This window comes from Micromonospora sp. NPDC048907, assembly GCF_055586885.1.
The window spans coordinates 829078-852337 of record NZ_JBVJHI010000002.1; the positions used below are offsets into that span (position 1 = coordinate 829078).

At 73.3% G+C, this 23260-nt stretch carries 23 protein-coding genes and 1 riboswitch; of the genes, 12 read left to right on the forward strand and 11 right to left on the reverse strand.

Going from position 1 to position 23260, the window contains the following annotated elements; translation table 11 throughout:
- Both ACZ6PY_RS08955 and ppdK read right to left on the reverse strand, forming a co-directional pair.
- Positions 1-351 carry a VOC family protein gene (locus ACZ6PY_RS08955; protein WP_262282089.1) on the reverse strand — a complete coding sequence of 117 codons (351 nt, stop codon included), beginning with the start codon at positions 349-351 and terminating at the stop codon, positions 1-3.
- A gap of 126 nt (positions 352-477) precedes the next feature.
- Positions 478-3186, reverse strand: coding sequence for a pyruvate, phosphate dikinase (gene ppdK / locus ACZ6PY_RS08960; protein WP_466070585.1), 2709 nt, complete (start codon positions 3184-3186; stop codon positions 478-480).
- Positions 3187-3495: 309 nt separating this feature from the next.
- On the opposite strand from ppdK, the gene ACZ6PY_RS08965 reads away from it, so the two are divergent.
- Complete coding sequence (locus ACZ6PY_RS08965) at positions 3496-5199, forward strand: beta-N-acetylhexosaminidase (RefSeq protein ID WP_466070587.1); 1704 nt, start codon at positions 3496-3498, stop codon at positions 5197-5199.
- Positions 5200-6777: 1578 nt separating this feature from the next.
- A complete protein-coding gene (locus tag ACZ6PY_RS08970; RefSeq protein WP_466070589.1) occupies positions 6778-7431 on the forward strand; it encodes a C39 family peptidase in 654 nt (217 codons plus the stop codon).
- 58 nt (positions 7432-7489) lie between these two features.
- Here ACZ6PY_RS08970 and dusB read toward each other — a convergent pair whose 3' ends face one another.
- From dusB to ACZ6PY_RS08990, 4 genes are all read right to left on the reverse strand, one after another.
- Positions 7490-8662: a tRNA dihydrouridine synthase DusB gene (gene dusB / locus ACZ6PY_RS08975; RefSeq protein WP_466070591.1), complete on the reverse strand. Its 1173-nt coding sequence runs from the start codon at positions 8660-8662 to the stop codon at positions 7490-7492.
- 51 nt (positions 8663-8713) lie between these two features.
- Positions 8714-10093 carry a glycine--tRNA ligase gene (locus ACZ6PY_RS08980; protein WP_466070592.1) on the reverse strand — a complete coding sequence of 460 codons (1380 nt, stop codon included), beginning with the start codon at positions 10091-10093 and terminating at the stop codon, positions 8714-8716.
- Between the two features lie 113 nt (positions 10094-10206).
- A complete protein-coding gene (locus ACZ6PY_RS08985; RefSeq protein ID WP_466070798.1) occupies positions 10207-10710 on the reverse strand; it encodes an Rv0361 family membrane protein in 504 nt (167 codons plus the stop codon).
- 133 nt (positions 10711-10843) lie between these two features.
- A complete protein-coding gene (locus ACZ6PY_RS08990; RefSeq protein WP_466070594.1) occupies positions 10844-11185 on the reverse strand; it encodes an antibiotic biosynthesis monooxygenase family protein in 342 nt (113 codons plus the stop codon).
- Between the two features lie 27 nt (positions 11186-11212).
- On the opposite strand from ACZ6PY_RS08990, the gene ACZ6PY_RS08995 reads away from it, so the two are divergent.
- The 8 genes from ACZ6PY_RS08995 to ACZ6PY_RS09030 all read left to right on the forward strand — a co-directional run bounded on the left by ACZ6PY_RS08995 (position 11213) and on the right by ACZ6PY_RS09030 (position 15681).
- Positions 11213-11470, forward strand: coding sequence for a DUF6703 family protein (locus ACZ6PY_RS08995; RefSeq protein ID WP_355352867.1), 258 nt, complete (start codon positions 11213-11215; stop codon positions 11468-11470).
- Positions 11471-11540: 70 nt separating this feature from the next.
- Entirely contained in the window at positions 11541-12482 is a 942-nt protein-coding gene (locus ACZ6PY_RS09000) for a metal ABC transporter substrate-binding protein (RefSeq protein WP_466070596.1), read from the forward strand.
- Entirely contained in the window at positions 12479-13240 is a 762-nt protein-coding gene (locus ACZ6PY_RS09005; protein WP_466070598.1) for a metal ABC transporter ATP-binding protein, read from the forward strand. The genes ACZ6PY_RS09000 and ACZ6PY_RS09005 overlap by 4 nt, the downstream gene beginning before the upstream one ends.
- Positions 13240-14115, forward strand: a complete 876-nt coding sequence (locus tag ACZ6PY_RS09010; RefSeq protein WP_466070600.1) for a metal ABC transporter permease — start codon at positions 13240-13242, stop codon at positions 14113-14115. Before ACZ6PY_RS09005 ends, ACZ6PY_RS09010 begins: the two co-directional genes overlap by 1 nt.
- Before the next feature lie 43 nt (positions 14116-14158).
- Positions 14159-14461 (forward strand): ArsR/SmtB family transcription factor, encoded by a 303-nt coding sequence (locus ACZ6PY_RS09015; RefSeq protein ID WP_262282078.1) that lies wholly within the window; start codon positions 14159-14161, stop codon positions 14459-14461.
- Positions 14458-14850 carry a Fur family transcriptional regulator gene (locus ACZ6PY_RS09020; RefSeq protein ID WP_151465202.1) on the forward strand — a complete coding sequence of 131 codons (393 nt, stop codon included), beginning with the start codon at positions 14458-14460 and terminating at the stop codon, positions 14848-14850. Before ACZ6PY_RS09015 ends, ACZ6PY_RS09020 begins: the two co-directional genes overlap by 4 nt.
- A 48-nt stretch (positions 14851-14898) precedes the next feature.
- Positions 14899-15504, forward strand: coding sequence for a hypothetical protein (locus tag ACZ6PY_RS09025; protein ID WP_262282077.1), 606 nt, complete (start codon positions 14899-14901; stop codon positions 15502-15504).
- A 9-nt stretch (positions 15505-15513) separates the two neighbouring features.
- On the forward strand, positions 15514-15681 hold the full coding sequence (locus tag ACZ6PY_RS09030; RefSeq protein WP_167537054.1) for a hypothetical protein: 168 nt from the start codon (positions 15514-15516) through the stop codon (positions 15679-15681).
- 39 nt (positions 15682-15720) lie between these two features.
- On the opposite strand, the gene ACZ6PY_RS09035 is transcribed toward ACZ6PY_RS09030, so the two are convergent.
- From ACZ6PY_RS09035 to ACZ6PY_RS09055, 5 genes are all read right to left on the reverse strand, one after another.
- Entirely contained in the window at positions 15721-17763 is a 2043-nt protein-coding gene (locus ACZ6PY_RS09035) for an acyl-CoA dehydrogenase family protein (protein WP_466070603.1), read from the reverse strand.
- A gap of 117 nt (positions 17764-17880) precedes the next feature.
- Complete coding sequence (locus tag ACZ6PY_RS09040; RefSeq protein ID WP_466070605.1) at positions 17881-18384, reverse strand: DUF6328 family protein; 504 nt, start codon at positions 18382-18384, stop codon at positions 17881-17883.
- A gap of 89 nt (positions 18385-18473) precedes the next feature.
- Positions 18474-19223, reverse strand: coding sequence for a sugar isomerase domain-containing protein (locus ACZ6PY_RS09045; protein WP_466070607.1), 750 nt, complete (start codon positions 19221-19223; stop codon positions 18474-18476).
- Positions 19220-20032, reverse strand: coding sequence for an AAC(3) family N-acetyltransferase (locus tag ACZ6PY_RS09050; protein ID WP_466070609.1), 813 nt, complete (start codon positions 20030-20032; stop codon positions 19220-19222). Before ACZ6PY_RS09050 ends, ACZ6PY_RS09045 begins: the two co-directional genes overlap by 4 nt.
- Positions 20029-20853, reverse strand: a complete 825-nt coding sequence (locus ACZ6PY_RS09055) for an alpha/beta fold hydrolase (protein ID WP_466070611.1) — start codon at positions 20851-20853, stop codon at positions 20029-20031. The genes ACZ6PY_RS09050 and ACZ6PY_RS09055 overlap by 4 nt, the downstream gene beginning before the upstream one ends.
- A gap of 77 nt (positions 20854-20930) precedes the next feature.
- Positions 20931-21038, forward strand: a riboswitch (TPP riboswitch).
- Between the two features lie 75 nt (positions 21039-21113).
- On the opposite strand from ACZ6PY_RS09055, the gene ACZ6PY_RS09060 reads away from it, so the two are divergent.
- Both ACZ6PY_RS09060 and ACZ6PY_RS09065 read left to right on the forward strand, forming a co-directional pair.
- Positions 21114-21704, forward strand: a complete 591-nt coding sequence (locus ACZ6PY_RS09060; RefSeq protein ID WP_466070613.1) for an ECF transporter S component — start codon at positions 21114-21116, stop codon at positions 21702-21704.
- Positions 21705-21805: 101 nt separating this feature from the next.
- The gene (locus tag ACZ6PY_RS09065; RefSeq protein ID WP_466070615.1) at positions 21806-23221 is read left to right on the forward strand and encodes an ABC transporter ATP-binding protein; all 1416 of its coding nucleotides are present in this window, start codon (positions 21806-21808) and stop codon (positions 23219-23221) included.
- The last annotated feature ends 39 nt before the right edge of the window (positions 23222-23260 follow it).

Here is a 23260-nt window from a genome sequence, read left to right on the forward strand (position 1 = left end):
TCATCCCCGCTGCCGCAACACGCAGAACTCGTTGCCCTCGGGATCGGCCAGCACGGTCCACTCCACCTCGCCCTGCCCGATGTCGACGTGCCGGGCGCCCATGTCGACCAGGCGCTCCACCTCGGCCTCCAGGTCGGCCGGGCGCAGGTCGATGTGCAGCCGGTTCTTGCCCTCCTTGGGACCGCTGACCGGGACGAAGACGATGCCGGGCAGCGTGTCGGCGGTCCGGCGGATCTCCACCTCGTCCGGCTTGTCGCTGATCACCTGGTAGCCGAGCGCCTCCGCCCACCAGTGGGCGAGCCGCGACGGATCCTGGGCGTCGACCGTCAGGTTCTCCCAGACGCTGGTCATGCGGTCACCTTCCTGATCGACACGTGCGCGGGAGCCCAGGTTACGCCCGGCGGGCCGGAAAGGCGCGCCCGGACGCACGCGGGGCCGCCGACCTCAGCGTCGGCGGCCCCGGTGAACGTCACACCGTCAGCGGGAGTCCGAACCGGTGGTGGTGAGCACCGCGCGGCCGGCCTCCAGCCGGGCGACCGGCACCCGGAACGGCGAGCAGGAGACGTAGTCGAGACCGACCTCGTGGAAGAAGTGCACCGAGTCCGGGTCGCCGCCGTGCTCGCCGCACACGCCGAGCTTCAGCCCCGGGCGGGCCGCCCGGCCCTCCTCGGCGGCGATCCGGACCAGCCGGCCGACGCCCTCCCGGTCGATCGACTCGAACGGGGAGATGCCGAAGATGCCCAGCTCCAGGTAGCGCCAGAAGAACGCGCCCTCGACGTCGTCGCGGGAGAAGCCCCAGCCCATCTGGGTGAGGTCGTTGGTGCCGAAGGAGAAGAACTGCGCCGCCTCGGCGATCTGGCCGGCGGTCAGCGCCGCCCGGGGCACCTCGATCATGGTGCCGATCAGCACCTCGACGCCGCTGTCCCCGACCACCTCGGCGATGATCTTCTCGGCCTCGGCGCGTACCGTCTCCAGCTCCTGCACGGCGCCGACCAGCGGGACCATGATCTCCGGCTTGGCTACCGCGCCGTCGCGGGTGACCGCGACGGCGGCCTCGGCGATCGCGCGGACCTGCATGGCGAACAGGCCGGGGATGACCAGGCCCAGGCGTACGCCGCGCAGGCCCAGCATCGGGTTCTCCTCGTGCATCCGCCGGACGGCGGCGAGCAGCGCCTCCTCCTTGGCCACGTCCTCGCCGCGCTCCTGGGCGACCGCCACGTTGACCGCGAGCTGCTCCAGCGGGGGCAGGAACTCGTGCAGCGGCGGGTCGATGAGCCGCACGGTGACCGGCAGGCCGTCCATCGCACGGAAGATGTCCACGAAGTCGGCCCGCTGCAACGGCAGCAGGGCGGCCAGCGCGGACTCCCGCTCGTCGTCGGTGCGGGCCAGGATCAGCCGCTCGACCAGCTCCCGCCGGTCGCCGAGGAACATGTGCTCGGTGCGGCACAGGCCGATGCCCTCGGCGCCGAACCGCCGCGCCCGCGCCGCGTCCTCGCCGGTGTCGGCGTTCGTCCGGACCGCCAGCCGCCGCGTGGCGTCGGCGTGCGTCATGATCCGGTGTACGGCCCGGACCAGCGCGTTGTCGACGTGCTCCGGTTCGAGGCTGCCCTCGAAGTACTGCACCACCTCGGACGGCATGACCGGCACCTCGCCGAGGTAGACCTTGCCGGTGGTGCCGTCGATGGAGACCACGTCGCCCTCGTTGACGGTCTGCCCGGCGACGGTGAACCGCTTCGCCGGCACGTTGACGTCCAGCTCGTCCGCGCCGGAGACGCAGGTCTTGCCCATGCCCCGGGCCACCACCGCGGCGTGGCTGGTCTTGCCGCCCCGCGAGGTGAGAATGCCCTTGGCGGCGATCATGCCGTTGAGGTCGTCCGGGTTGGTCTCCCGGCGCACCAGGATCACCGACTCGCCCTCGGCGGCCAGCTCGACGGCCCGGGCGGAGGTGAAGACCACCTTGCCGGAGGCGGCGCCGGGCGAGGCCCCGATGCCCTTGGCCACCGGCTGGAACTCGTGGTCGAGCTGGAAGCGCGGGAACATCAGCTGGGCGAGCTGCGCGCCGTTGACCCGGTGCAGCGCCTCGTCCAGGTCGATCAGGCCCTCGTCGACGAGCTGGCCGGCGATGACGAACGCGGCGGCGGCGGTGCGCTTGCCGACCCGCGTCTGGAGCATCCAGAGCTTGCCGCGCTCGATGGTGAACTCGATGTCGCAGAGGTCCTTGTAGTGCTCCTCGAGCCGGGCCATGTAGTCCAGCAGCTCGTCGTAGGACTTCTTGTCGATCCGCTCCAGCTCCTGCAACGGCACGGTGTTGCGGATGCCGGCCACCACGTCCTCGCCCTGGGCGTTGGCCAGGTAGTCGCCGTAGATGCCCTGCGCGCCGCTGGCCGGGTCCCGGGTGAAGGCGACGCCGGTGCCGGAGTCGGCGCCGAGGTTGCCGAAGACCATGGCCACCACGTTGACCGCGGTGCCCAGGTCGGCCGGGATCCGCTCCTGCCGGCGGTAGACCACCGCGCGCTCGGCGTTCCACGACTCGAAGACCGCGCGGATGGCCAGGTCGAGCTGCTCGCGCGGCTCCTGCGGGAACTCCCGCCCGGTGTGCTTGACGAAGATCTTCTTGTACGCGTCGACAAGCCCGCGCAGGTCGTCGGCGTCCAGGTCGAGGTCGTTCGTGGTGCCCTTGGCGCGCTTGGCGTCGTCGAGCGCGTGCTCGAACTCCTCGCCCGGCACCTCGCAGACGGTCTTGCCGAACATCTGGATCAGGCGGCGGTAGGAGTCCCAGGCGAACCGGTCGTTCCCCCCGGCCTGTGCGCTGAGCCCGACCACGCTGCGGTCGTTGAGGCCCACGTTGAGGACGGTCTCCATCATGCCGGGCATGGAGAACTTGGCGCCGGAGCGGACCGAGACCAGCAGCGGGTCCTGCGGATCACCGAGCCTGCGGCCCATCTCCCGCTCCAGCGACTCCAGGTGCGCCTCGATCTGGGCGGCCAGCCCGTCCGGCTCCCGGCCGGTCGTCAGATACGCCTTGCAGGCCTCGGTGGTGATCGTGAAGCCGGGCGGGACCGGCAGGCCGAGATTGGTCATCTCGGCCAGGTTGGCCCCCTTGCCGCCGAGCAGGTCCTTGAGGTCCTTGTTGCCCTCGGCGAAGTCGTAGACGTACTTGTGCTCGACCGTCTCTTGCGCTGCCACCAGAGCCTCCCACGCGCGCCATTGACACTTAACGAAGGTTCAGTTCGGACATACCCCGGGAGCGACCACCGGTAATCCCGGCGTCGTCAGCGATCGGTGCGCGAAGGTTAAGCGAACTTCGGGTGGCCTGGGACCGTTCGGTGACTTTCGGCACAACGGTCACCACTATCCGCGTCCGTACCGGTTTTTGGGAACGCTTCCACGCGCACTATCACGCAATTCCGATTTCCCTCGTACTCTTGACGGCACTGGTTTTGCTGAACCTCACCTTTGCCATATCCCGGCCAAATACACCCCGGAGTCGTCGCCGTGCCGACCATCCCCACCACCCCCGCCGAGAGCGGCCCCGAGTCGCTCGACCGCCTCCCCGGCCGGCAGCCGGCCGCCGCCGAACTGGCCCGCACCGCCGCCCGGCGAGCCGGCGACCTGCTCGCCCCGCCCGCACCGGTCCGCCTCGGCGACGTGGTGCCCGCCCCGGAGCGGGTGCTCCCCGACCCGGCGGCGGACTTCACGCTGTCCGCCGGGACGACGATCCGGGTCGACCCCGGCGGCCGGGACGTCGCCGAGCAGCTGGCCGAGTGGCTCCGACCCGCCACCGGCTTCCCCCTGCCGGTCGCCGACGCCCCCGCTGCCGACGGGCTGCTCGTGCTGACGCTGTCGGAAACGGCGCTCGCCGACCCGCCGCCAGCCGGCGCGGTCGGAGCCGCAGGCGGGCTGGGTGACGAGGGCTACCGGCTCGACGTGACCGCGTCCGGCGTGCGGATCATCGCCGCCACCCCCGCCGGGCTGTTCCACGGCGCGCAGACGCTGCGCCAGCTCCTGCCCGCCGCCGTCGACGGCACCGCCCCGGTCACCGAGCGCTGGGCGGTGCCCGGCGGCAGCATCGTCGACCGGCCGCGCTTCCCCTACCGCGGGGCGATGCTCGACGTGGCCCGCCACTTCTTCCCCGTCGAGGACGTGCTGCGGGTCGTCGACCACCTGGCCCGGTACAAGCTCAACCACCTGCACCTGCACCTCACCGACGACCAGGGCTGGCGGATCGCCGTCGACTCCTGGCCCCGGCTCGCCGAGGTCGGCGGCGCCACCGAGGTGGGCGGCGGCCCCGGCGGCCACTACACGCAGGCCGACTACCGGCGCATCGTCGCGTACGCGGCCCGCCGCCACGTCACCGTGGTGCCGGAGATCGACCTGCCGGGGCACACCAACGCGGCCCTCGTCGCCTACCCGGAGCTGACGCCCGGCAAGGTCGCGCCCCCGCCGTACACCGGCACCGAGGTCGGGTTCAGCTACGTCGACCCCGCCGACGAGCGGACGTACGCCTTCGTCGCCGACGTGCTCGGTGAGGTGGCCGCCCTGACCCCCGGCCCCTGGCTGCACCTAGGCGGCGACGAGGCGTTCAAGGTGCCGGCCGACACCTACCGCGCCTTCGTCGAGCGGGCGCAGACCCTGGTCGCGGCGACCGGGAAGACCGTGGTCGGCTGGCACCAGCTCGCCCCGGCCGGGCACGTCGACGGGCGGGTCCTCCAGTGGTGGGGCACCAACGGCGACGACCCCGAGATGGCCGAGGCGGTACGCCGGGGCGCCCGCCTCATCCTGTCCCCCGGCAACCGCGTCTACCTGGACATGAAGTACGCCGCCGACACCCCGATCGGGCACGACTGGGCGGGCCTCATCGACGTGCGCCGCGCGTACGACTGGGATCCGGGGACGCACCTCACCGGCGTACCGGCCGAGGCGGTGCTGGGCGTCGAGGCGCCGCTCTGGACGGAGTCGGTCACCACCCTGGCCGAGGTGGAGTTCATGCTCTTCCCGCGTCTGCCCGCCGTCGCCGAACTCGGCTGGTCTCCGCGCTCGACGCACGACTGGGCCGGGTTCCGCGAGCGGCTCGCCGCACACGGCCCGCGCTGGGCCGCCGCCGGCATCACCTTCCATCCCTCCCCCGACGTCCCGTGGCCCACGCCGGCCACCATCCCCACCCAACCGACCCGCGACACGACCGCCGACACCCACTGAACCCGCCCTGCCGCGGCCGGCAGGGGTCGCGCCCGACCTTGCGCTCAACACCAAGGGGGCGGGCCAGCGCCGGGTGGTGGGCCGCTTCGGTGATCATGAGGTTGACCGGTTGATTCGTCCCGTTTCGGGCCGGCCAACTTCATGATCACCGGTGGGCGCATCGGGTGTGGGTGCGTTTGTTGCGCCTCTGGCGACAACAAACGCACCCGGAGGGTCGGTCAGGGGTTGGCGGTGGGGCTGGCAGGCATCTCGCGGTCGTGAGGGGCGCCGCCGCGCTGGCGGCGGGCCGGCGACGGGCAAGCGGACGACGGCCAAAACGGCGGACAACGGCGGAGCGACCCAATCGGCGGACAACGGCGAAGACAGCCAACGACGGCCGACCACCCCACGACGGCGGACACGGCGGAGGCCGCGCAAGCGGCGGACAACGGCGAAGGCAGCCAACGACGGCCGACCACCCCACGACGGCGCAGGTCAGGCGAGTCACCCACGTCATCAAGTTCGTAGCAGCTCCTGAGGCATGCCCGACCCGCCTCAGCGCCGTGAATAGCGTCTCGGCGTCGTAGGTCCGCCGGATCTTGGCAGTTGCTGTTCGCTGCTGACGGTGAGTCGCCGACAACGGCGGAGACGACCCAAGCGGCGGACGACGGTGGCAGAAGGCGGACGACGGCGAGTGAGCGGACGGCGGGGTGGTTCTGCACGGCGGCGTCCCGTATCCGCCATCCCCCGCAGATCTTGGACAGTTTCCGTTCGCTGCTAACGGAAACTGTCCAAGATTGCGGTTGGCCGTCGCCCGCCCGGTTGCGGCCGTCGACGTTCGTCGGATCCGCGCCCTGATGCTCGCCGGGGTCGGCCTGGCCGTGGGCCACGTGGCACACCGCCGCAGTGGCGAGCTTTGCGTAGATTGTGTAGCGGCACGGACAAGTTGGGGCTTGAGCCGGACATCGCCCCGAGCCACACCCCTCACGCACCGCACCGCACCGGACGATCCACGCCTGACAACCGAGGCCGGTCAAGCACTGGCCCAGCGGGCAGCGTCCAGTGGCCGCGTGCTGGTCGGTGTCGGCCTGGGGTGGATGTCTGGTTCGCGAACGGGGTCGCTGCATGCCCGGATGTCCGGTTCAGCGGGCGCCGTCGGGTGGTCGGCGCCACCGTGGCGGCGGAATCATGCCGGGGGTGGGGTCGTTGTACATGGCAGACCGCGCAGCACCCCGCCCCCGGGCGACGGCGACCGCCGGTCGGAATGACCGGCCCCCACCGGTCGTTACATCCCCGGACCCCGCACCACCGGTCCGAGCCGGCAAGCCAGGGAATCACCCCCGGCCCCCGGTCGTTACACCACCCGGACCGCGCACCACCGGTCCGCACCGGCCAGCCAGGGAATCATCCCCCGGCGCCGGTGGTTACATCCCCCGGGACATCGGGTCAGGGTCGAGGGAATCGCTTTCCCACCGCCGATGGTTACACCCCCGGACCGCCCGAGCAGGTCACCCCCGATCGCCGGGCACCCCAAAGCTTTCTTAGCGGCACCCGCACCCCCTGCGTGTGCTGCTCACCCCCGACAGAGAGGCACTCATCATGCGTACCGATCTGCTGCGTAAGACCGTTCTGACCGCTGCCGGCTTCGCCGCCACCGCCGGTGGGATCGCCGGCCCCGCGATCGCCGCGCAGGCCACGCCGGCCGAGAAGGCCGCCACCCAGGTCAGCACCGACCGTAAGGGTCACGGCGAGCGGGAGCTGGACGTCCGCTACGAGGCCCAGCCGAACTTCTACTACTGCGGCCCCGCCGCAGCCCGTAACGCCATCAGCGTGCTCGGCAAGAACATCGACGTCGACGCCATGGCCAAGGAGATGGGCACCACCGAGAACGGCACCAACAGCATCAACGACATCACCCCGGTGCTGAACAAGGAGACCGGCAAGCCGTACCGGTCGGTGGAGATCAAGGACGGCAAGGCCGACGACAAGCAGACTGACACCCTGCGCGCTGACATCGTGCGCACCGTCGACGACGGCCGCGCCGTGGTCGCCAACATCGCCGGCACCGCCACCGACACCGACGGCAACACCCACTCGTTCGAGGGTGGCCACTACATCAGCGTCGTGGGCTACCGCGACAACGGGAAGATCGTGACCATCGCGGACTCGGCCGACCCGAACATGGCCTCCTACCGGATGAGCGTGGACAACCTCGCCGACTGGATCGCCACCCGCGGTTACTCGGCCTCCTGACACACCGCCACACGCGAAAGGGCCCGACCCCACGAAGGGGTCGGGCCCTTTTCGCGCGTCAGCCGCCGGAGTCGTCCAGCTCGGCGCCGTCCGGCGGGGTGTCGTCGTCCCGGCTGGCCAGCCACCCGTCGGGGAGGGCGACCCTGCCCGGGGAGTTGGTCCGGCCGCGCGGCTGGCCCAGGGTCTCCACGGGGAACGGCACGGTCGGGTCGAGCTTGCCGAGCAGGTCGTCGAGCTGGGCCAGGCTGTCGATCATCGCGAGCGAGCGCCGCAGCTCGCTGCCGACCGGGAAGCCCTTGAGGTACCAGGCGACGTGCTTGCGGAAGTCGGTGCAGCCGTCGCGCTCGCCCCGGGCCGGGTTGCGGGCGCCGGCCACGAACTGGTCGACGAGCAGCTCGGCGTGCCGGCGCATGGTGGCCGCCACCTCGCCGAGGTTCGGCAGCCGCCGCTCGGCGCGGCCGTTGAAGGCGGCCTCCAGGTCGGCGAAGAGCCAGGGCCGGCCCAGGCAGCCCCGCCCGATCACCACGCCGTCGACGCCGGTGTGGGCGACCATCCGCAGGGCGTCGTCGGCCTCCCAGATGTCGCCGTTGCCGAGCACCGGCACGTCGAGCGCCTGCTTGAGGGTGGCGATGGCGTCCCAGTCGGCGGTGCCCGAGTAGCGCTGCGCGGCCGTACGCCCGTGCAGGGCGACCGCGGCGACGCCGGCGTCCTGGGCGGCGAGGCCGGCCTCGACGTACGTCAGGTGGTCGTCGTCGATGCCCTTGCGCATCTTGACGGTGACCGGCACCCCGGCGGGCGACGCGGCGGCCACCGCGGCCCGGACCAGCCGGGCGAAGAGCCGGCGCCGCCACGGCAGGGCCGACCCGCCGCCGCGTCGGGTGACCTTGGGGACGGGGCAGCCGAAGTTCAGGTCGATGTGGTCGGCGAGGTCCCGCTCGACCACGATCCGCACGGCGGCGGCGGTGATCTCCGGGTCGGTGCCGTAGAGCTGGAGGCTGCGCGGGTGCTCGTCCGCGCCGAAGGCGATCATGCGGAGCGTCTTCGGGTTGCGCTCGACGAGCGCCCGCGTGGTGATCATCTCGCAGACGTAGATGCCGCCGCCCTGCTCCCGGCAGAGCCGGCGGAAGCCGACGTTGGTGATCCCGGCCATCGGCGCGAGCACCACCGGCGGCCACACCTCGTGCGGGCCGAGGGTGAGCGGGCGCAGCGCGGGCAGGGTCGGAGCGGTCACCGGACAAGTGTACGGGGCCCCGACCGGCCGGTCGGGGCCCCGTGACCAGCGTCAGCAGCCGGGCAGGCGCTCGATCAGGTAGCGCTCGACCTGGTCCAGGGAGATGCGCTCCTGGCCCATGGTGTCCCGGTTCCGCACGGTCACCGCGTTGTCGTCGAGGGTGTCGAAGTCGACGGTGACGCAGAACGGGGTGCCGATCTCGTCCTGCCGGCGGTAGCGCCGGCCGATGGCCTGCGAGTCGTCGAACTCGACCACCCAGCGCTTGCGCAGGTCGGTGGCGAGCTGCTTGGCCTTCGGCGAGAGCGCCTCGTTGCGGGACAGCGGCAGCACCGCCACCTTGACCGGCGCGAGCCGCGGGTCGAAGCGCATGACGGTGCGCTTGTCCACGCCGCCCTTGGTGTTCGGCGCCTCGTCCTCGTCGTACGCCTCGAGCAGGAACGCCAGCACCGCGCGGGTGAGACCGGCGGCCGGCTCGATCACGTACGGCATCCAGCGCTCGCCCTTGGTCTGGTCGAAGTACGACAGGTCGACGCCGGAGTGCTTGCTGTGGGTCGACAGGTCGAAGTCGGTGCGGTTGGCGATGCCCTCCAGCTCGGCGAACTCGGTGCCGCCGAACTGGAACCGGTACTCGATGTCGACGGTGCGCTTCGAGTAGTGGGAGAGCTTCTCCTTGGGGTGCTCGTAGAAGCGCAGGTTGTCCTCGGACAGGCCCAGGTCGAGGTACCAGTTCCAGCGCTCGGAGAGCCAGTACTCGTGCCACTTCTCGTCGGTGCCCGGCTCGACGAAGAACTCCATCTCCATCTGCTCGAACTCGCGGGTCCGGAAGATGAAGTTGCCCGGCGTGATCTCGTTGCGGAACGACTTGCCGGTCTGCGCGATGCCGAACGGCGGCTTCTTGCGGGCGACCGTCTCCACGTTCTTGTAGTTCACGAAGATGCCCTGGGCGGTCTCCGGGCGCAGGTAGTGCAGGCCCTCGTCGCTCTCCACCGGGCCCAGGTAGGTCTTCATGAGGCCGTTGAACATCTTCGGCTCGGTGAAGGTGCCCTTGTTGCCGCAGTTCGGGCAGTTCAGCTCGGTCAGCGAAGTCAGCGGCTTGCCGTGCTTGGCCTCGTACGCCTCTTCGAGGTGGTCGGCGCGGAACCGCTTGTGGCAGGACTGGCACTCGGTGAGCGGGTCGACGAACTCGGCGATGTGGCCGCTGGCCTCCCAGACCTTGCGGGCCAGGATGACCGCGGAGTCCAGGCCGACGACGTCGTCGCGCTGCTGGACCATGGTCTTCCACCACTGCCGGCGGACGTTCTCCTTGAGCTCGACGCCGAGCGGACCGTAGTCCCAGGCCGACCGGGTGCCCCCGTAGATCTCGCTGGAGGGGAAGACGAAGCCTCGGCGCTTGGCGAGGCTGACGACGGCGTCGATACGGTCGGCTGGCATGTTTCCTCCTACGCCGGCTGGCGGTCGGCGGGGGCGATGTGAGTGGAACCGGACGGTTCGGGACAACGGTACGACCACCGCGGTCCCGAGCCCAGCAGAATACCGGGGGCCGGTCAGCTCACCCCGCACACCTCCATGCCGCCCGTCTGCTGGTCGGGCGCCAGCGTGACGGTCTGCGCCTCCCGCCGGCCGCCGGCCAGGGTCACGTCCACCGGCACGGTCAGCGTGGCGGTGTCGACCTCGCCCACCCGGTAGCCGGAGACCTGCGGCTCGGTGGCCACCCGCTGCTCGAACTCCGCCCGGGACTCGCGCCGCCGGGCGTCGTCGCAGAGCTGGTCGTACGCCTTCGACCAGTCCTTGACGACGAGCGCCTGGTAGTAGTCGTCGGTGACCGCCCGGCCCTGCTCCTCGACGGCCTGCACGTTGCTCACGGCGAGGCCGACCACGGCCGCGCCGCCCCCGCCGCAGCAGAGCAGCACGGCCAGCGCGCCGACGCCGAGGCCGAGCCAGAGCCGGGCCCGGCCGCCCTCGGTGGGCGGCGCGGCGAACGGCGGGGCGACACCGGGACCGGGCGGCGGCGCGGGGACGCCCGGCTCGCCCGGCGACGCCGGGGGCACGCCGGGCGGCGGCGCGGGAGCGCCGGGGTCGACCGGGGATCCCGGCACCGGCGGCGCGCCGGAGGGCACGGGCGGGGGTGGTGGGCCGGCCGGTCCGGGAGCGGTCATACGCGCCAGGGTAGTGCCCCCGACCTCAGCGGTAAGGACCTGCGGCCCGATCACTGGCCGCCACGACGATCTCGCCGTCCGGGGCGGCACTGGCGAGCGTCTCGTACGCCGAGGGCTCGTCCACCGACCGGGCGAGCAGCGGCACCGCGGTGACCTTGACGTCGAACCCGCCGAGCGCCCGGCGGTAGGCCCCGACCGACTCCCACTCGGTGAGCAGGCACCAGTGGGCGGGGTCGTCCAGCGCCCGGAGCAGGTCGCCGCGCAGGTAGCCCGGGCGGGCGGCGAGCGCGGTGAGCGCGTCGTGCGCCTGCCGGGTGAACTCGTCCGCCTCGTCGGCGTCCACCACGAACCGGTTGGTGACCAGCACCGGGTTCCTCCTCGTAGAGTCTGTGGCATGCAGCGTACGCAGACTCCCGTGCTGTCCCGGTTGGCCCGGCTCAACCCGACGACGGTGTTCCTGGCCGCGCTGGTCCTGGTGCTGGTGGGGCTCTTCGCGCCCGGCGCGGCGGGCGGGCTGCTGCTGCTGGCGCTGGCCGGCGGGCTGGTCTGGCTGATGACCGTCACCTGGCCGGTGCAGGCCCCGGCGACGCGGGTGCTGCGGCTGCTGATGCTCACGCTGCTGATCGCGATCGCGCTGGCGAAGCTGCTCTGACCGTTGACCTGCGCAGACATGCAATCATGCGTTTTTGACAATCAATTTCGTTATCGCGGACAGTAGTCACATGACCGTCCGCTCAGCCCCCCGCGTCCTCGCCGCCGCCACCGCTGCCCTGCTCACCGTGGGCGGCCTCGCCGCCTGCTCGGGCGGCGGGGGCGGCGGGAGCGACCCGGACCGGGTCGACGTGGTGGCCGCCTTCTACCCGCTCCAGTTCCTCGCCGAGAAGATCGGCGGTGACGCGGTCCGGGTGACCAGCCTGACCAAGCCGGGCGCCGAGCCGCACGACCTGGAACTCAACCCCCGGCAGGTGGGCCAGGTGGTCGACGCCGAGCTGATCGTCTACCTCACCGGGTTCCAGCCGGCCGTGGACGAGGCGGTCGAGCAGAACGGCGGCGACCGGGCGTTCGACGTGGCCGGCGTGCAACCGCTGCTCGACGCCGCCGCGGGCGGCCACCAGCACGAGGGTGAGGCCGGTCACGAGGAGGAGTCCGGTGGGAAGGACCCGCACCTCTGGCTGGACCCGACGCGGCTGGCCACCGTCGGCGACCGGCTCGCCCAGCGGCTCGGCGCGGTCGACCCGGACCGGGCCGCCGACTTCACCGCCCGGGCGGCGGCGCTGCGCACCGAGCTGACCGGCCTCGACGCCGACTACACCCGGGGCCTGGCCACCTGCCCGCGCCGGGAGATCGTGACCAGTCACACCGCCTTCGGCTACCTGGCCGAGCACTACCGGCTCGAACAGGTCGGCATCACCGGCCTCAGCCCGGACGCCGAGCCCTCCCCGCAGCGCCTCGCCGAGGTGGCGGAGGAGGCCCGGGAGCACGGTGCCACCACCATCTTCTTCGAGACGCTGGTCAGCCCGAAGGTCGCCGAGACCGTGGCCCGGGAGGTCGGGGCCAGGACCGCCGTGCTCGACCCGATCGAGGGCCCGCCCGCCGACGGTGACTACCTCTCGGCGATGCGCGCCAACCTCCAGACCCTGCGGACCGCCTTGGACTGCTCATGACCGAACCCGTGATCCAGATCGCACACGCCGCCGTCGGCTACGACGGCCGGGCCGTGCTGCGCGACGTCTCCCTGACCGTCACCGCCGGCGAGGTGGTCGCCGTGCTCGGCGCCAACGGCTCCGGCAAGTCGACCCTGATCCGCGCCGTGCTCGGCCTGGTGCCGCTGGGCGCCGGGTCGGTCACCCTCTTCGGCACGCCGCAGCGCCGCTTCCGGCAGTGGCACCGCATCGGGTACGTCCCGCAGCGGCTCGGCGCGGGCAGCGGCGTACCCGCCACGGTCGGCGAGGTGGTGGCCTCCGGGCGGCTGGCCCGGCGGGGCGTGCTGCGCCCGTCGGGGCGGGCCGACCGGGAGGCGGTCGCCGAGGCGCTGCGCGCGGTCGGGCTCGCCGACCGGGCCGGCGACCCGGTCGCCACGCTCTCCGGCGGCCAGCAGCAGCGCACCCTGATCGCCCGGGCCCTGGCCGGCCGGCCGGAGCTGCTGGTGCTCGACGAGCCGACCGCCGGGGTGGACGCGGCCAGCCAGGAGGCGTTCGCCGACGCGCTGCGGGCCTTCCGCGACGGCGGCGGCACCGTGCTGCTGGTCGCCCACGAGCTGGGGCCGCTGCGCCCGCTGATCGGCCGGGCCGTCGTCGTCCACCAGGGCGGCATCTGCCACGACGGTGCGGTGCCGGAGCCGGCCGGGCACCACGCCGAGCCGGGCCACGACCACGTGCACCCGCACTGCGACGAGGAGCCCGCCGGGCTGTGGAGCATGTGATGGACCTTCTCTTCCACTACGACTTCATGCTGCGCGCCCTGGTCGGCGCGCTGGTCATCGGGCTGGCCGCCCCGGCGCTCGGCATCTACCTGGTGCAGCGCCGGCTGGCGCTGATCGGCGACGGCATCGGCCACGTGGCGCTCACCGGCGTCGGGGCGGGGCTGCTGCTCAACCGCTCCCCCGTGCTGGTCGCGGTCGTGGCGGCCACGCTGGGCGCGATCGTGATCGAGCTGGTCCGCTCGCGCGGGCGCACGTCCGGGGACCTGGCCCTGGCGCTGCTGTTCTACGGCGGCATCGCCGGGGGCGTGATGCTGGTCGGGCTCTCCGACGCCAGCAGCGGGTCGCTCAACGCGTACCTCTTCGGGTCGCTGACCACGACGTCGCCGGCCGACCTGGTCACCATCCTGGTGCTCGGCGCGGCGATCCTGGTGACCATGCTGGTGCTGCGCCCGGCGCTCTTCGCGGTCTGCCACGACGAGGAGTACGCCCGGGTCTCCGGCCTGCCGGTGCGGGCGTTGAACCTGCTCCTCGCGGTCGGGACCGCGGTGACCGTGACCATCGCCATGCGGGCGGTCGGGGTGCTGCTGATCAGCGCGCTCATGGTGGTGCCGGTGGCCACCGCGCAGCAGGTGACCCGGGGCTTCCGGTCCACCATGACGGCGGCCATGGCGCTGGGGCTGTTCGCGGCCGGGGCCGGCGTCTGGGTGGCCGCCACCGCGGACACCGCGCCCGGCGCCTCGGTGGTGCTGCTGGCGATCGGCTCGTTCCTCGTGGTGGCGCTGCTCGCGGCCGGCCGGCGGGCGCTGCGCCGGCGGACCCGCCCGGTTGCCGTGCCGGTGGTGGAGCCGCCGGAGCACGAGGTGGTGCTGCGGTGAGGCCGTCCGGGCCGGCGCTGCTGGCATTGGTTACCGTTACGGGATGACGGTCACGAACGGGTACGACGCCTTCGAGGGCGCGGGCGACCTGCTGCGCGCGCTGTCGGCGCCGATCCGGCTGGCGATCGTCAGCGAACTGGCCGAGGGCGAGCGCTGCGTGCACGAGCTGGTGGAGAAGCTCGGCGCCCCGCAGCCACTGGTCTCCCAGCACCTGCGGGTGCTGCGCGGCGCCGGCGTGGTGCGCGGCTCGCGGCGCGGCCGGGAGATCGCGTACGCGCTGGTGGACGAGCACGTCGCGCACATCGTGGCCGACGCGGTCAGCCACGCCGGGGAGGGGCCGTCGTGACCGAGGGGGCACTGCGCAACACCCGCCAGCGGAGCGCGGTGAGCGCGCTCCTGGCCGAGGTCGACGGCTTCCACAGCGCCCAGGACCTGCACGCCATGCTGCGCCAGCGTGGCGAGCGGGTGGGTCTGACCACCGTCTACCGGACCCTGCAGGGGCTGGCCGACGCCGGTGAGATCGACGTGATGCGCCCGCCCGGCGGCGAGCACCTCTACCGGCGGTGCAGCGAGGGCCATCACCACCACCTGGTCTGCCGGGCCTGCGGCCGGACCGTGGAGGTGGCCGGCCCGGCGGTGGAGAGCTGGGCCGAGCGGGTCGCCGCCGAGCACGGGTACGCGCAGGTCAGCCACACTCTGGAGATCTTCGGCACCTGTCCGGCCTGCGCCGGCTGAGAAAACCGACCCGTGCCCGGACGGCCGGGCCGTGGCACGCTGTCCGGCGTGAAGATCTACGCCGACCGTTTTCCGACCGCCCTCCGTCAGCTCCTCACCGATCTGCTCGTGGTCGTCTGGGTGTACGCGGCGATCCGCTTCGCGCTCTGGCTGCACGACCTCGTCGAGAAGCTGGCCGTACCCGGACAGAAGCTGGAGGGGGCCGGCGGCGGACTCGCCGACAACCTGGCCGACGCCGGCGGCAAGGTCGGCCGGGTGCCGCTGGTCGGCGACGAGCTGACCGGCCCCTTCACGAAGGCCGCCGAGGCCGCCCGCGCCGTCGCCGAGGCCGGCCGCGACCAGCAGGAACTGGTCGGCCAGCTGGCCCTGGCGCTGACCATCGCGGTGCTGGTCTTCCCGCTCGGGCTGGTGCTGTTCGGCTGGCTGCCGCTGCGGGTGCGCTGGATGCGGCGGGCCGGCGCGGCGAAGGCCCTCGCGGCCGCGCCGGCCGGGCGGGACCTGCTCGCGCTGCGCGCGCTCGCCGGGCAGCCCCTCGCCAAGTTGAACCGGATCGGGCCGGACGTGGCCGAGGCGTGGCGCCGCGGCGACGACGGGACGGTCGACGCGCTCGCCGCGCTGGAGCTGCGCGGACTCGGGCTGCGCACCGGCCGGTAAGGTGTGCCGGTGCTGTACTTCCTGATCGTCGTCGCGGTCCTGCTGCTGATCTACGCGGGCGTCCTGGTGAGCTTCGTCCGCAAGGGCCGCCGGATCCCGCCGGCCGCGTACCTCGTGCTGGCCGGCCTGAACGGCCTCATCCTGGCCGGGGTGATCGCCTGGGCGGTCGCCCGCTGACGGCGGGCCCCCGCCGCGTCCGGCGGGGGCCTCCGACCGTCACGACGCGGGCGGGATGCGGCGGCGCACGTCCTGCGCCGTGGACGGGCCGGGCTCCCAGCGGGCCACCCAGGGCCGATCGGCGCGCGGGGTGACCACGCCCTCCTCGATCGAGGCGTAGCGGCCCGCGATGATCCGCTTCGCGGCGGCCACGTCCACCGAGTCGGTGTTCGACCACAGCCCGGTGAACAGCTCGTCGACGCGCAGCCGGGCCTGCCGGCAGAACAGGTCGGCCAGCTCGACGTTCTCCGGGTGCTCGGCGCGCTCGGCGACCGCCCGGACGCAGACCGCCGACATCGCGAACAGCTCCGCGCCGATGTCCACCACCCGGCCGAGGAACGCCTGCTTGCGCTCCATCTTCCCCTGCCAGCGGGACATCGCGTAGAAGGTGGAGCGGGCCAGCTTGCGGGAGGTCCGCTCGACGTGCCGCAGGTGCCCGGCGAGCGGGCCGAACTCGTGGAAGGCCCCGGGCGCCTGGCCCTTGCCGACGGCCAGGGTGGGCAGCCACTTCGCGTAGAAGGCGCCGGCCCGCGCGCCGGCCCGCGCCTTGCGGCCGAGCCCGGCGTCCGGGTCGATGATGTCGCCGGCCACCGACAGGTGCGCGTCGACCGCCTCGCGGGCGATCAGCAGGTGCATGATCTCGGTGGAGCCCTCGAAGATCCGGTTGATCCGCAGGTCGCGCAGGAGCTGCTCGACGGCGGCCGGACGCTCGCCCCGCGCGGCCAGGGAGTCGGCCGTCTCGTAGCCGCGCCCGCCCCGGATCTGGATCAGCTCGTCGGCGATCTTCCAGGCCATCTCGCTGGCGTAGAGCTTCACCAGCGCGGCCTCGATGCGGATGTCGTTGCGGTCGTCGTCGGCGAGCAGGCAGCAGAGGTCGAGCATGGACTCCATGCCGTACGTGGTGGCGGCGATGAAGGCCAGCTTCTTGGCGACCGCCTCGTGCTCGCCGACCGGCCGGCCCCACTGGACCCGGTCCGCGGCCCACTCCCGGGCCACGTTCAACGCCCACTTGCCGGCGCCCACGCACATGGCCGGCAGCGAGAGCCGGCCGGTGTTCAACGTGGTCAGCGCGATCTTCAGGCCCTTGCCCTCGCCGCCGATCACGTTCTCCTTCGGCACGAAGACGTCGTGGAACCGGGTGAGGCTGTTCTCCAGGCCGCGGAGCCCGATGAACTCGTTGCGCCGTTCGACGGTGATGCCCTCGCTGTCGCCCTCCACCACGAACGCGGTGATGCCGCCGCGCCGCCCCTCCGCCGCCGGCACCCGGGCCATCACCACCAGCAGGGTGGCGACCGTGCCGTTGGTGGCCCACAGCTTCACCCCGTTGAGCCGGTAGCCGGTGCCGTCCTCGGTCGGCTCGGCCGTGGTGGCCAGGCGGGCCGGGTCGGAGCCGACGTCCGGCTCGGTGAGCAGGAACGCGGAGACCTCGCCGGCGGCCAGCCGGGGCAGGAAGCGCTCCTTCTGCTCGGGCGTGCCGAACATCTTCAGCGGCTGCGGCACGCCGATCGACTGGTGTGCGGACAGCAGCGCGCCGATCGACGGGTTCACCGAGCCGGCCCGCATCAGCGCCCGGCAGTAGTGCAGGTTGCTCAGCCCGAGGCCGCCGTGCTTCCGGTCGATCTTCATACCGAACGCGCCGAGCCGGGCCAGCCCGTGGAACACCTCGTCGGGGATGCGCGCGTCCCGCTCGATGGCCGCACCGTCCACCTCGGAGTCCAGGTACGCCCCGAACGCGGCCAGGAACTCCTCGGCCCGCGCCGCCTCCGCCGGATCGGTGCGGGGCCAGGGGTTGATCAGGTCGAGCTGGAAGCGGCCGAGGAACAGCTCCTTGCCGAAGCTGGGCCGGTCCCAGGCCGACTCGCGGGCCGCCTCGGCGACCTGCCGGGCCTCCTTCTCGGAGACCTGGCCGGCCTCGGTCGGCAGCGGCCCGGCCCCGCCCGCCGCGCCGGCCGGCGGCTGCGGAGGGTCGTCGACGGGCGCCACCCGCCCGGTCGGGCCGCCGTGTCCGGCGGGGTCGGGTCGGCTGTTCTGTGTCGTGGTCACGGCTGCCTCCTGGAGACCTCGGTCCGGCTGCGTCGACGTGCGACGAGAACGACGCTACCCCCGGGTGTTACCCAGGGGTAGCGTCGCGCGCACGTCCGATTTGGCGGGTCCGGGCGGTCAGTCGCCGGCCAGCGCCCGCGGATCGTCGTCCTCGTCGTCGATGTCGTCGTCACCCCAGTTGCGCCGGGCGAACGGCAGGACCACCCAGAAGGTCAGGAACCAGAGCCCGGTGATCGCGCTCAACAGGAATGCGATCGGGCGGTCCAGCACGAAGTCGGTGATCAGCAGGACCGCGCTGACCATCGAGATCAGCATGAAGCCGAGGCCGCCGCTGGCCATCCGGTGCGCGAAGCGGACCAGCTCCGGCTTGCGGCCCTGGCGGAACAGCGCCCGGTGGAAGGCGACCGGCGAAATGATCATCGCGGTGGCCGCGGCGGCGGCCAGCAGCGCGACGATGTAGACGTCCCGCTGGAACTCGGTGGTGCGGGTGAAACCGTTGCTGAACGGCAGGGTCAGCAGGAAGGCGAACAGGATCTGCACCCCGGTCTGCGCCACCCGCAGTTCCTGGAGCAGGTCGGCGAAGTTGCGCTGCCAGCGCTGCTTCTCGGTTTCCTTGGACACCCGCTACCTCCAGGGAAGACGGTACTGCCGGCGGGGGCCTCCCGCCGGCAGCACAGCCTGTGCCCCGTCCGGCCGAGCGTGAAACCGGTTCAGGATCCGCGGCGGATGCGGCCCGCGTACCGGGCCTCCAGCTCGGCGTTGTGCTCGTCGCCGCCGGTGATGTTGGCGGACAGGTAGACCGGGGGCCGCTCCCCCGCCGCGAGCAGCCGGGCGACCACCTCGGCGACGATCTGCTGAGCCAGCAGCGCGGCGGTGATCGACGAGACGGCGCCGACCGCGCCACCGCCGGGCAGCGGCAGGGTGGCGTCGCCGTACGGGGCGCCGTTGTCCAGCACCACGTCGGCGAAGTCGGCGAGCTTGCGCCCGGACGGGTGGCGGGACGTCATCCGGGCCGAGTGCTGCGCCGACGTGATCGCCACCAGCCCGTGCCCGCGCTCCTTCACGATGGCGGCGAACTCGACCATCGCCCCGTTCACGCCGGAGTTCGAGGCGAGCACGAACACGTCCTGCGGCCGGACCGGAGCCAGCTCGTAGAGGCGGTGCGCCACGGCCGGCTCGCGTTCCAGCTTCGGGCCCAGCACGTCGGCCGGCTCGCCGCCGTGCAGCACCAGGTCGCGCAGGGCGATCCGGTTGGTGGGGACCAGCCCGCCGGCCCGGCCGGCGACCTCCATGGCGAGGGCCTCCGAGTGGCCGGTGCCGAACGCGTGCACCACCCCGTCGGCGCGGAGCGACGCGGCGATCAGATCCGCCGCCCGGGCCACGTTCTCCCGCTGGTCGGCCGCGACCCGGCCGATCGTCTCGGTCACGATCGCCAGGTACGCCTCGGCGCTCACCGTCATGCTTCCTCCGTCCCTCGGGGCCCGGCCAGCCACTCCACCGCGAAGTCGACCGCCGCCCGCTGTTTCATCAACCGGCCCGTCCCGTCGCCGACCGGCCCGAGCCGCACCGCGCCGGTGGCCTCCAGATCGGCGCCGAGCCGGGCGAAACACTCCTCGTCCAGGCGCACGTCGTCCCACCACACCCACTCCCGGCCGCCGTCGGCGGTCAGCACGGCCCCGCCGCAGCGCTGCCGGGGCGGCGCGGGCTGCCGGTACTCCGCCAGGTGCAGGGACGTGTTGCTGCCGTGGTCCACGCCGAGCAGCAGCACGTCGGCGTCGAGGTCGTAGAGGCGGGCCAGCGGAGAGGCCTCGCCCAGCATGTCGGCCCGCCCGTGGTCGGCGACGATCCGTGCGGCGGCCGGCCCGAGCGCGGCGAACGAGACGTACGGGTGGTCGCTGCGCAGTGCCCCCGGCGAGGTGCGGACCAGCTCGGCCAGCGCGCCCATGAAGCGGCTCGGGGTCACCGCCGGGTCGAAGCCGGGCATCCCGTCGCGGATCACCGGCCACCAGTCCGCCGGCACCGGCGGGTTGCTCCACTCGGCCGGGTCGCTGTTGTCCGGCGTGTGGGTGGGCACCACCACCGTGCCGGCCGGGCCGAGCACGTCACGCAGGGCCAGCAGCACCGCCTCGGGGCCGCCGCAGAGGAAGCCCAGCGGGCGCAGGGAGGCGTGCACGAGCACGGTCCCGCCGGGGCGTACGCCGAGGTCGCGGAGCTGGCCGGCGAGCGACGCCCGGGTGTGCGGCCGGGCCCGTGCGGGGCTCGGGGTCATCGGCCGACGCGGGCGAGCACCGCCGCGGCCAGCGGGCCGGACGCCTCGTCCGGGATCCAGTGGGTGACGCCGGGCAGCACCTCGAAGCGGTAGTCGCCGGTGACGTGGGCGGCGCACGCCTCGGCGGCGGTGCGGCCGATCGCCACGTCCCCGTCGCTCCACACGAACGTGGTGGGCACCTCCACCGGCCCGACGGCCTTCATGTCCGCCCCGGTCATGGCCCGGTACCAGTTCAGCGCCGCGGTCAGCGCGCCCGGCTCGCGCATCGGCTCGGCATAGCGGGCCACCCGGTCGGCGTCGCCCACCCCGCCGAGCATCCGGCGCAGGGCCGCCGCGCGGAACGCCAGCAGCACCTTCTCCGCCTTGCCCGGCATGCGGAACAGGGCGATGTAGGACGAGCGGGCCTTCTGCCGCGGGTCGGTGGCGAGGGCGTGCCCCATGGCCGCCGGGTGCGGCACCGACACCGCCGTCAGCGTGCGGACCCGCTCCGGGTGCGCCGCCGCCAGCCCCCACGCCACGATCGCGCCCCAGTCGTGGCCGACCAGGTGCGCGGCGGTCACCCCGAGCGCGTCGAGCACGGCGGCCGCGTCGGCCACCAGCTCCGGGATCCGGTACGCCCCGACATCCGCCGGCCGGGCGCCGGGCGAGTAGCCGCGCTGGTCGAGCGCGTACGTGCGCAGCCCGGCGGCGTGCAGCGCGGGGGTCACCTCGTCCCACTCGCCGGCGTGCTGGGGGAAGCCGTGCAGCAGCAGGACCGGGTCACCGCCCTCGGGGCCGCCGGTGCGTACCTCGAACGTCAGCCCTCGCGCCTCGACCCGCATGATCGCCACCCTAACGGGCGATCGCCCTGCTGGGCTGGTCGGCGGGTTCGGTGCTAGCGTCTGCGTCGAGACAACTTCACATCCGACAGGGGAGCGCACAGCGCTGAGAGTGCGGGCCGGTGCCCGCAGACCCTCCGTACCTGATCTGGGTAATGCCAGCGCAGGGAGTTCGGTCGACCTCCAGCCGCGCCGCCGTCCGGTGACCACCGGGCGTCGGCGTGCGTCTTCTCCTGGTTCCTCACCTGAACTGGGAGTCCGCCATGAACCACACCGACAGCAACCGCTGGCGCACCGTCGACATCGTCGTCGCCTCGGTGATCGCCGTCGCCTTCGGCGTCATCTTCTGGGCCTGGGGCCTGGTCTGGAGCGCCACGGACGCCGCCTTCGCCTTCTTCCCGCCCGCGCAGACGCTGATCTACGGCGTCTGGCTGGTGCCGGCCGTGCTCGGTGGCCTGGTCATCCGCAAGCCCGGCGCCTCGCTCTACTGCGAGCTGCTGGCGGCGGTCGTCTCCGCGCTGCTGGGCAGCCAGTGGGGCGGCATCGTCATCGTGCAGGGCCTGATGCAGGGCGTGGGCGCCGAGCTGGCCTTCGCGGCGTTCCGCTACCGCACGTACCGGCTGCCGGTCGCGCTGCTGGCCGGCGCGCTGACCGGCCTGACCGCGGCGATCTTCGACTTCGTCTACTGGAACAAGGCCTACGACCTGGTCGACTACCGCCTGCCGTACGCCCTGCTGACCATCGTCAGCGCCACGGTGATCGCCGGCGCCGGCGCCTGGTTCCTCACCCGCGCCCTGGCCAACACGGGAGCCCTGGACCGCTTCCCCGCCGGCCGCGACCGCGCCCTGGTCTGACGGGGTTGATCATGAAGTTAACGGCGATGTCGATCTCCGAAACCGCCGTCAACTTCATGATCGACCGGGCAGGGTGAGCCCGGAGAGGGGGTGCGGGAGCAGTGGGCGCTGTGCAGTTGCGCGGGTTTGGGTGGCGGCATGCCGGGCGGAAGGGCTGGGCCGTTCGGGGGGTGGACCTGCGCGTCGAGGTTGGGGAGCGGGTGCTGCTGCTGGGCGCATCGGGCGCGGGCAAGAGCACGCTGCTGGCGGCGCTGGCCGGGCTCCTGCCCGAGGACTCCGGCGAGCAGGAGGGCACCGTCGAGATCGACGGGCTCGACCCGCGCAAGGCCCGGGAGCGGGTCGGCATCGTCTTCCAGGACCCGGAGACCCAGCTGGTGATGGCCCGCTGCGGCGACGACGTCGCGTTCGGGCTGGAGAACCGGGGGGTGCCCGCCGACGAGATCTGGCCCCGCGTGGACGAGGCGCTGCGCCGGGTCGGCTTCCCGTACGACCGGGACCGGCCCACCGCGGCGCTGAGCGGGGGCGAGCAACAGCGGCTGGCGCTGGCCGGCACGCTCGCCCTGCGGCCGGGTCTCCTGCTGCTCGACGAGCCGACCGCCAACCTCGACCCGGCCGGCGCCGACCTGATCCGGCGGGCCGTCGCGGACGCCCTCGACCCGGACACCACGCTGATCCTCGTCGAGCACCGGGTCGCCGAGGCGCTGCCGCTGGTCGACCGGGTGGTCGTGCTGGAGCCCGGCGGCGGGGTGCGCGCCGACGGGTCGCCCGGGGCGGTCTTCGCCGCGCACGGCGACGCGCTCGCCGCCGCCGGGGTCTGGGTGCCGGGCCGCACCGTGCCGCCGCGGCACGCCACCACCCCACCCGGGGACGTGCTGCTCACCGCCGACCGGCTCGGCCTACCGCCCCGGCTGGCCCCCACCGACCTGGCGGTACGCGCCGGCGAGGCGCTCGCCGTGCTCGGCCCGAACGGCGCCGGCAAGTCCACCCTGGCCCTGCTCCTCGGCGGCCTGCTCCGCCCCGGCACCGGTTCGGTCGTGGCCACCCCCGCCCTGGCCGGCCGGGACGCGCGCACTCCCCCGCACCGCTGGCGGGCGCCCGCCCTGGCCGGCCGGATCGGCTCGGTCTTCCAGGACCCGGAACACCAGTTCGTCACCGGCACGGTCCGGGACGAGCTGGCCCTCGGCCCGCGCCGCACGGGGCAGCCCGGGGCGGCCGTGACGGCCACCGTGGACGCGCTGCTGGAACGGCTGCGGCTGGACCGGCTGGCGGGCGCCAACCCGTACACCCTCTCGGGCGGCGAGGCGCGGCGGCTGAGCGTGGCGACCGCCCTGGCCACCGCGCCCCGCCTGCTGATCTGCGACGAACCCACCTTCGGCCAGGACCGGCGGACCTGGCGGGAACTGGTCGACCTGCTCGCCGACCTCCGCGACGCCGGGCACGGCGTCGTCGCGGTCACCCACGACGCGGACTTCGTCGCCGCGCTGGCCGACCGGACCGTCACCCTGGAGCGCCGATGACGCCCGCCGGCCCCCGACCGCCCCGGCGCTCCGGAGGGC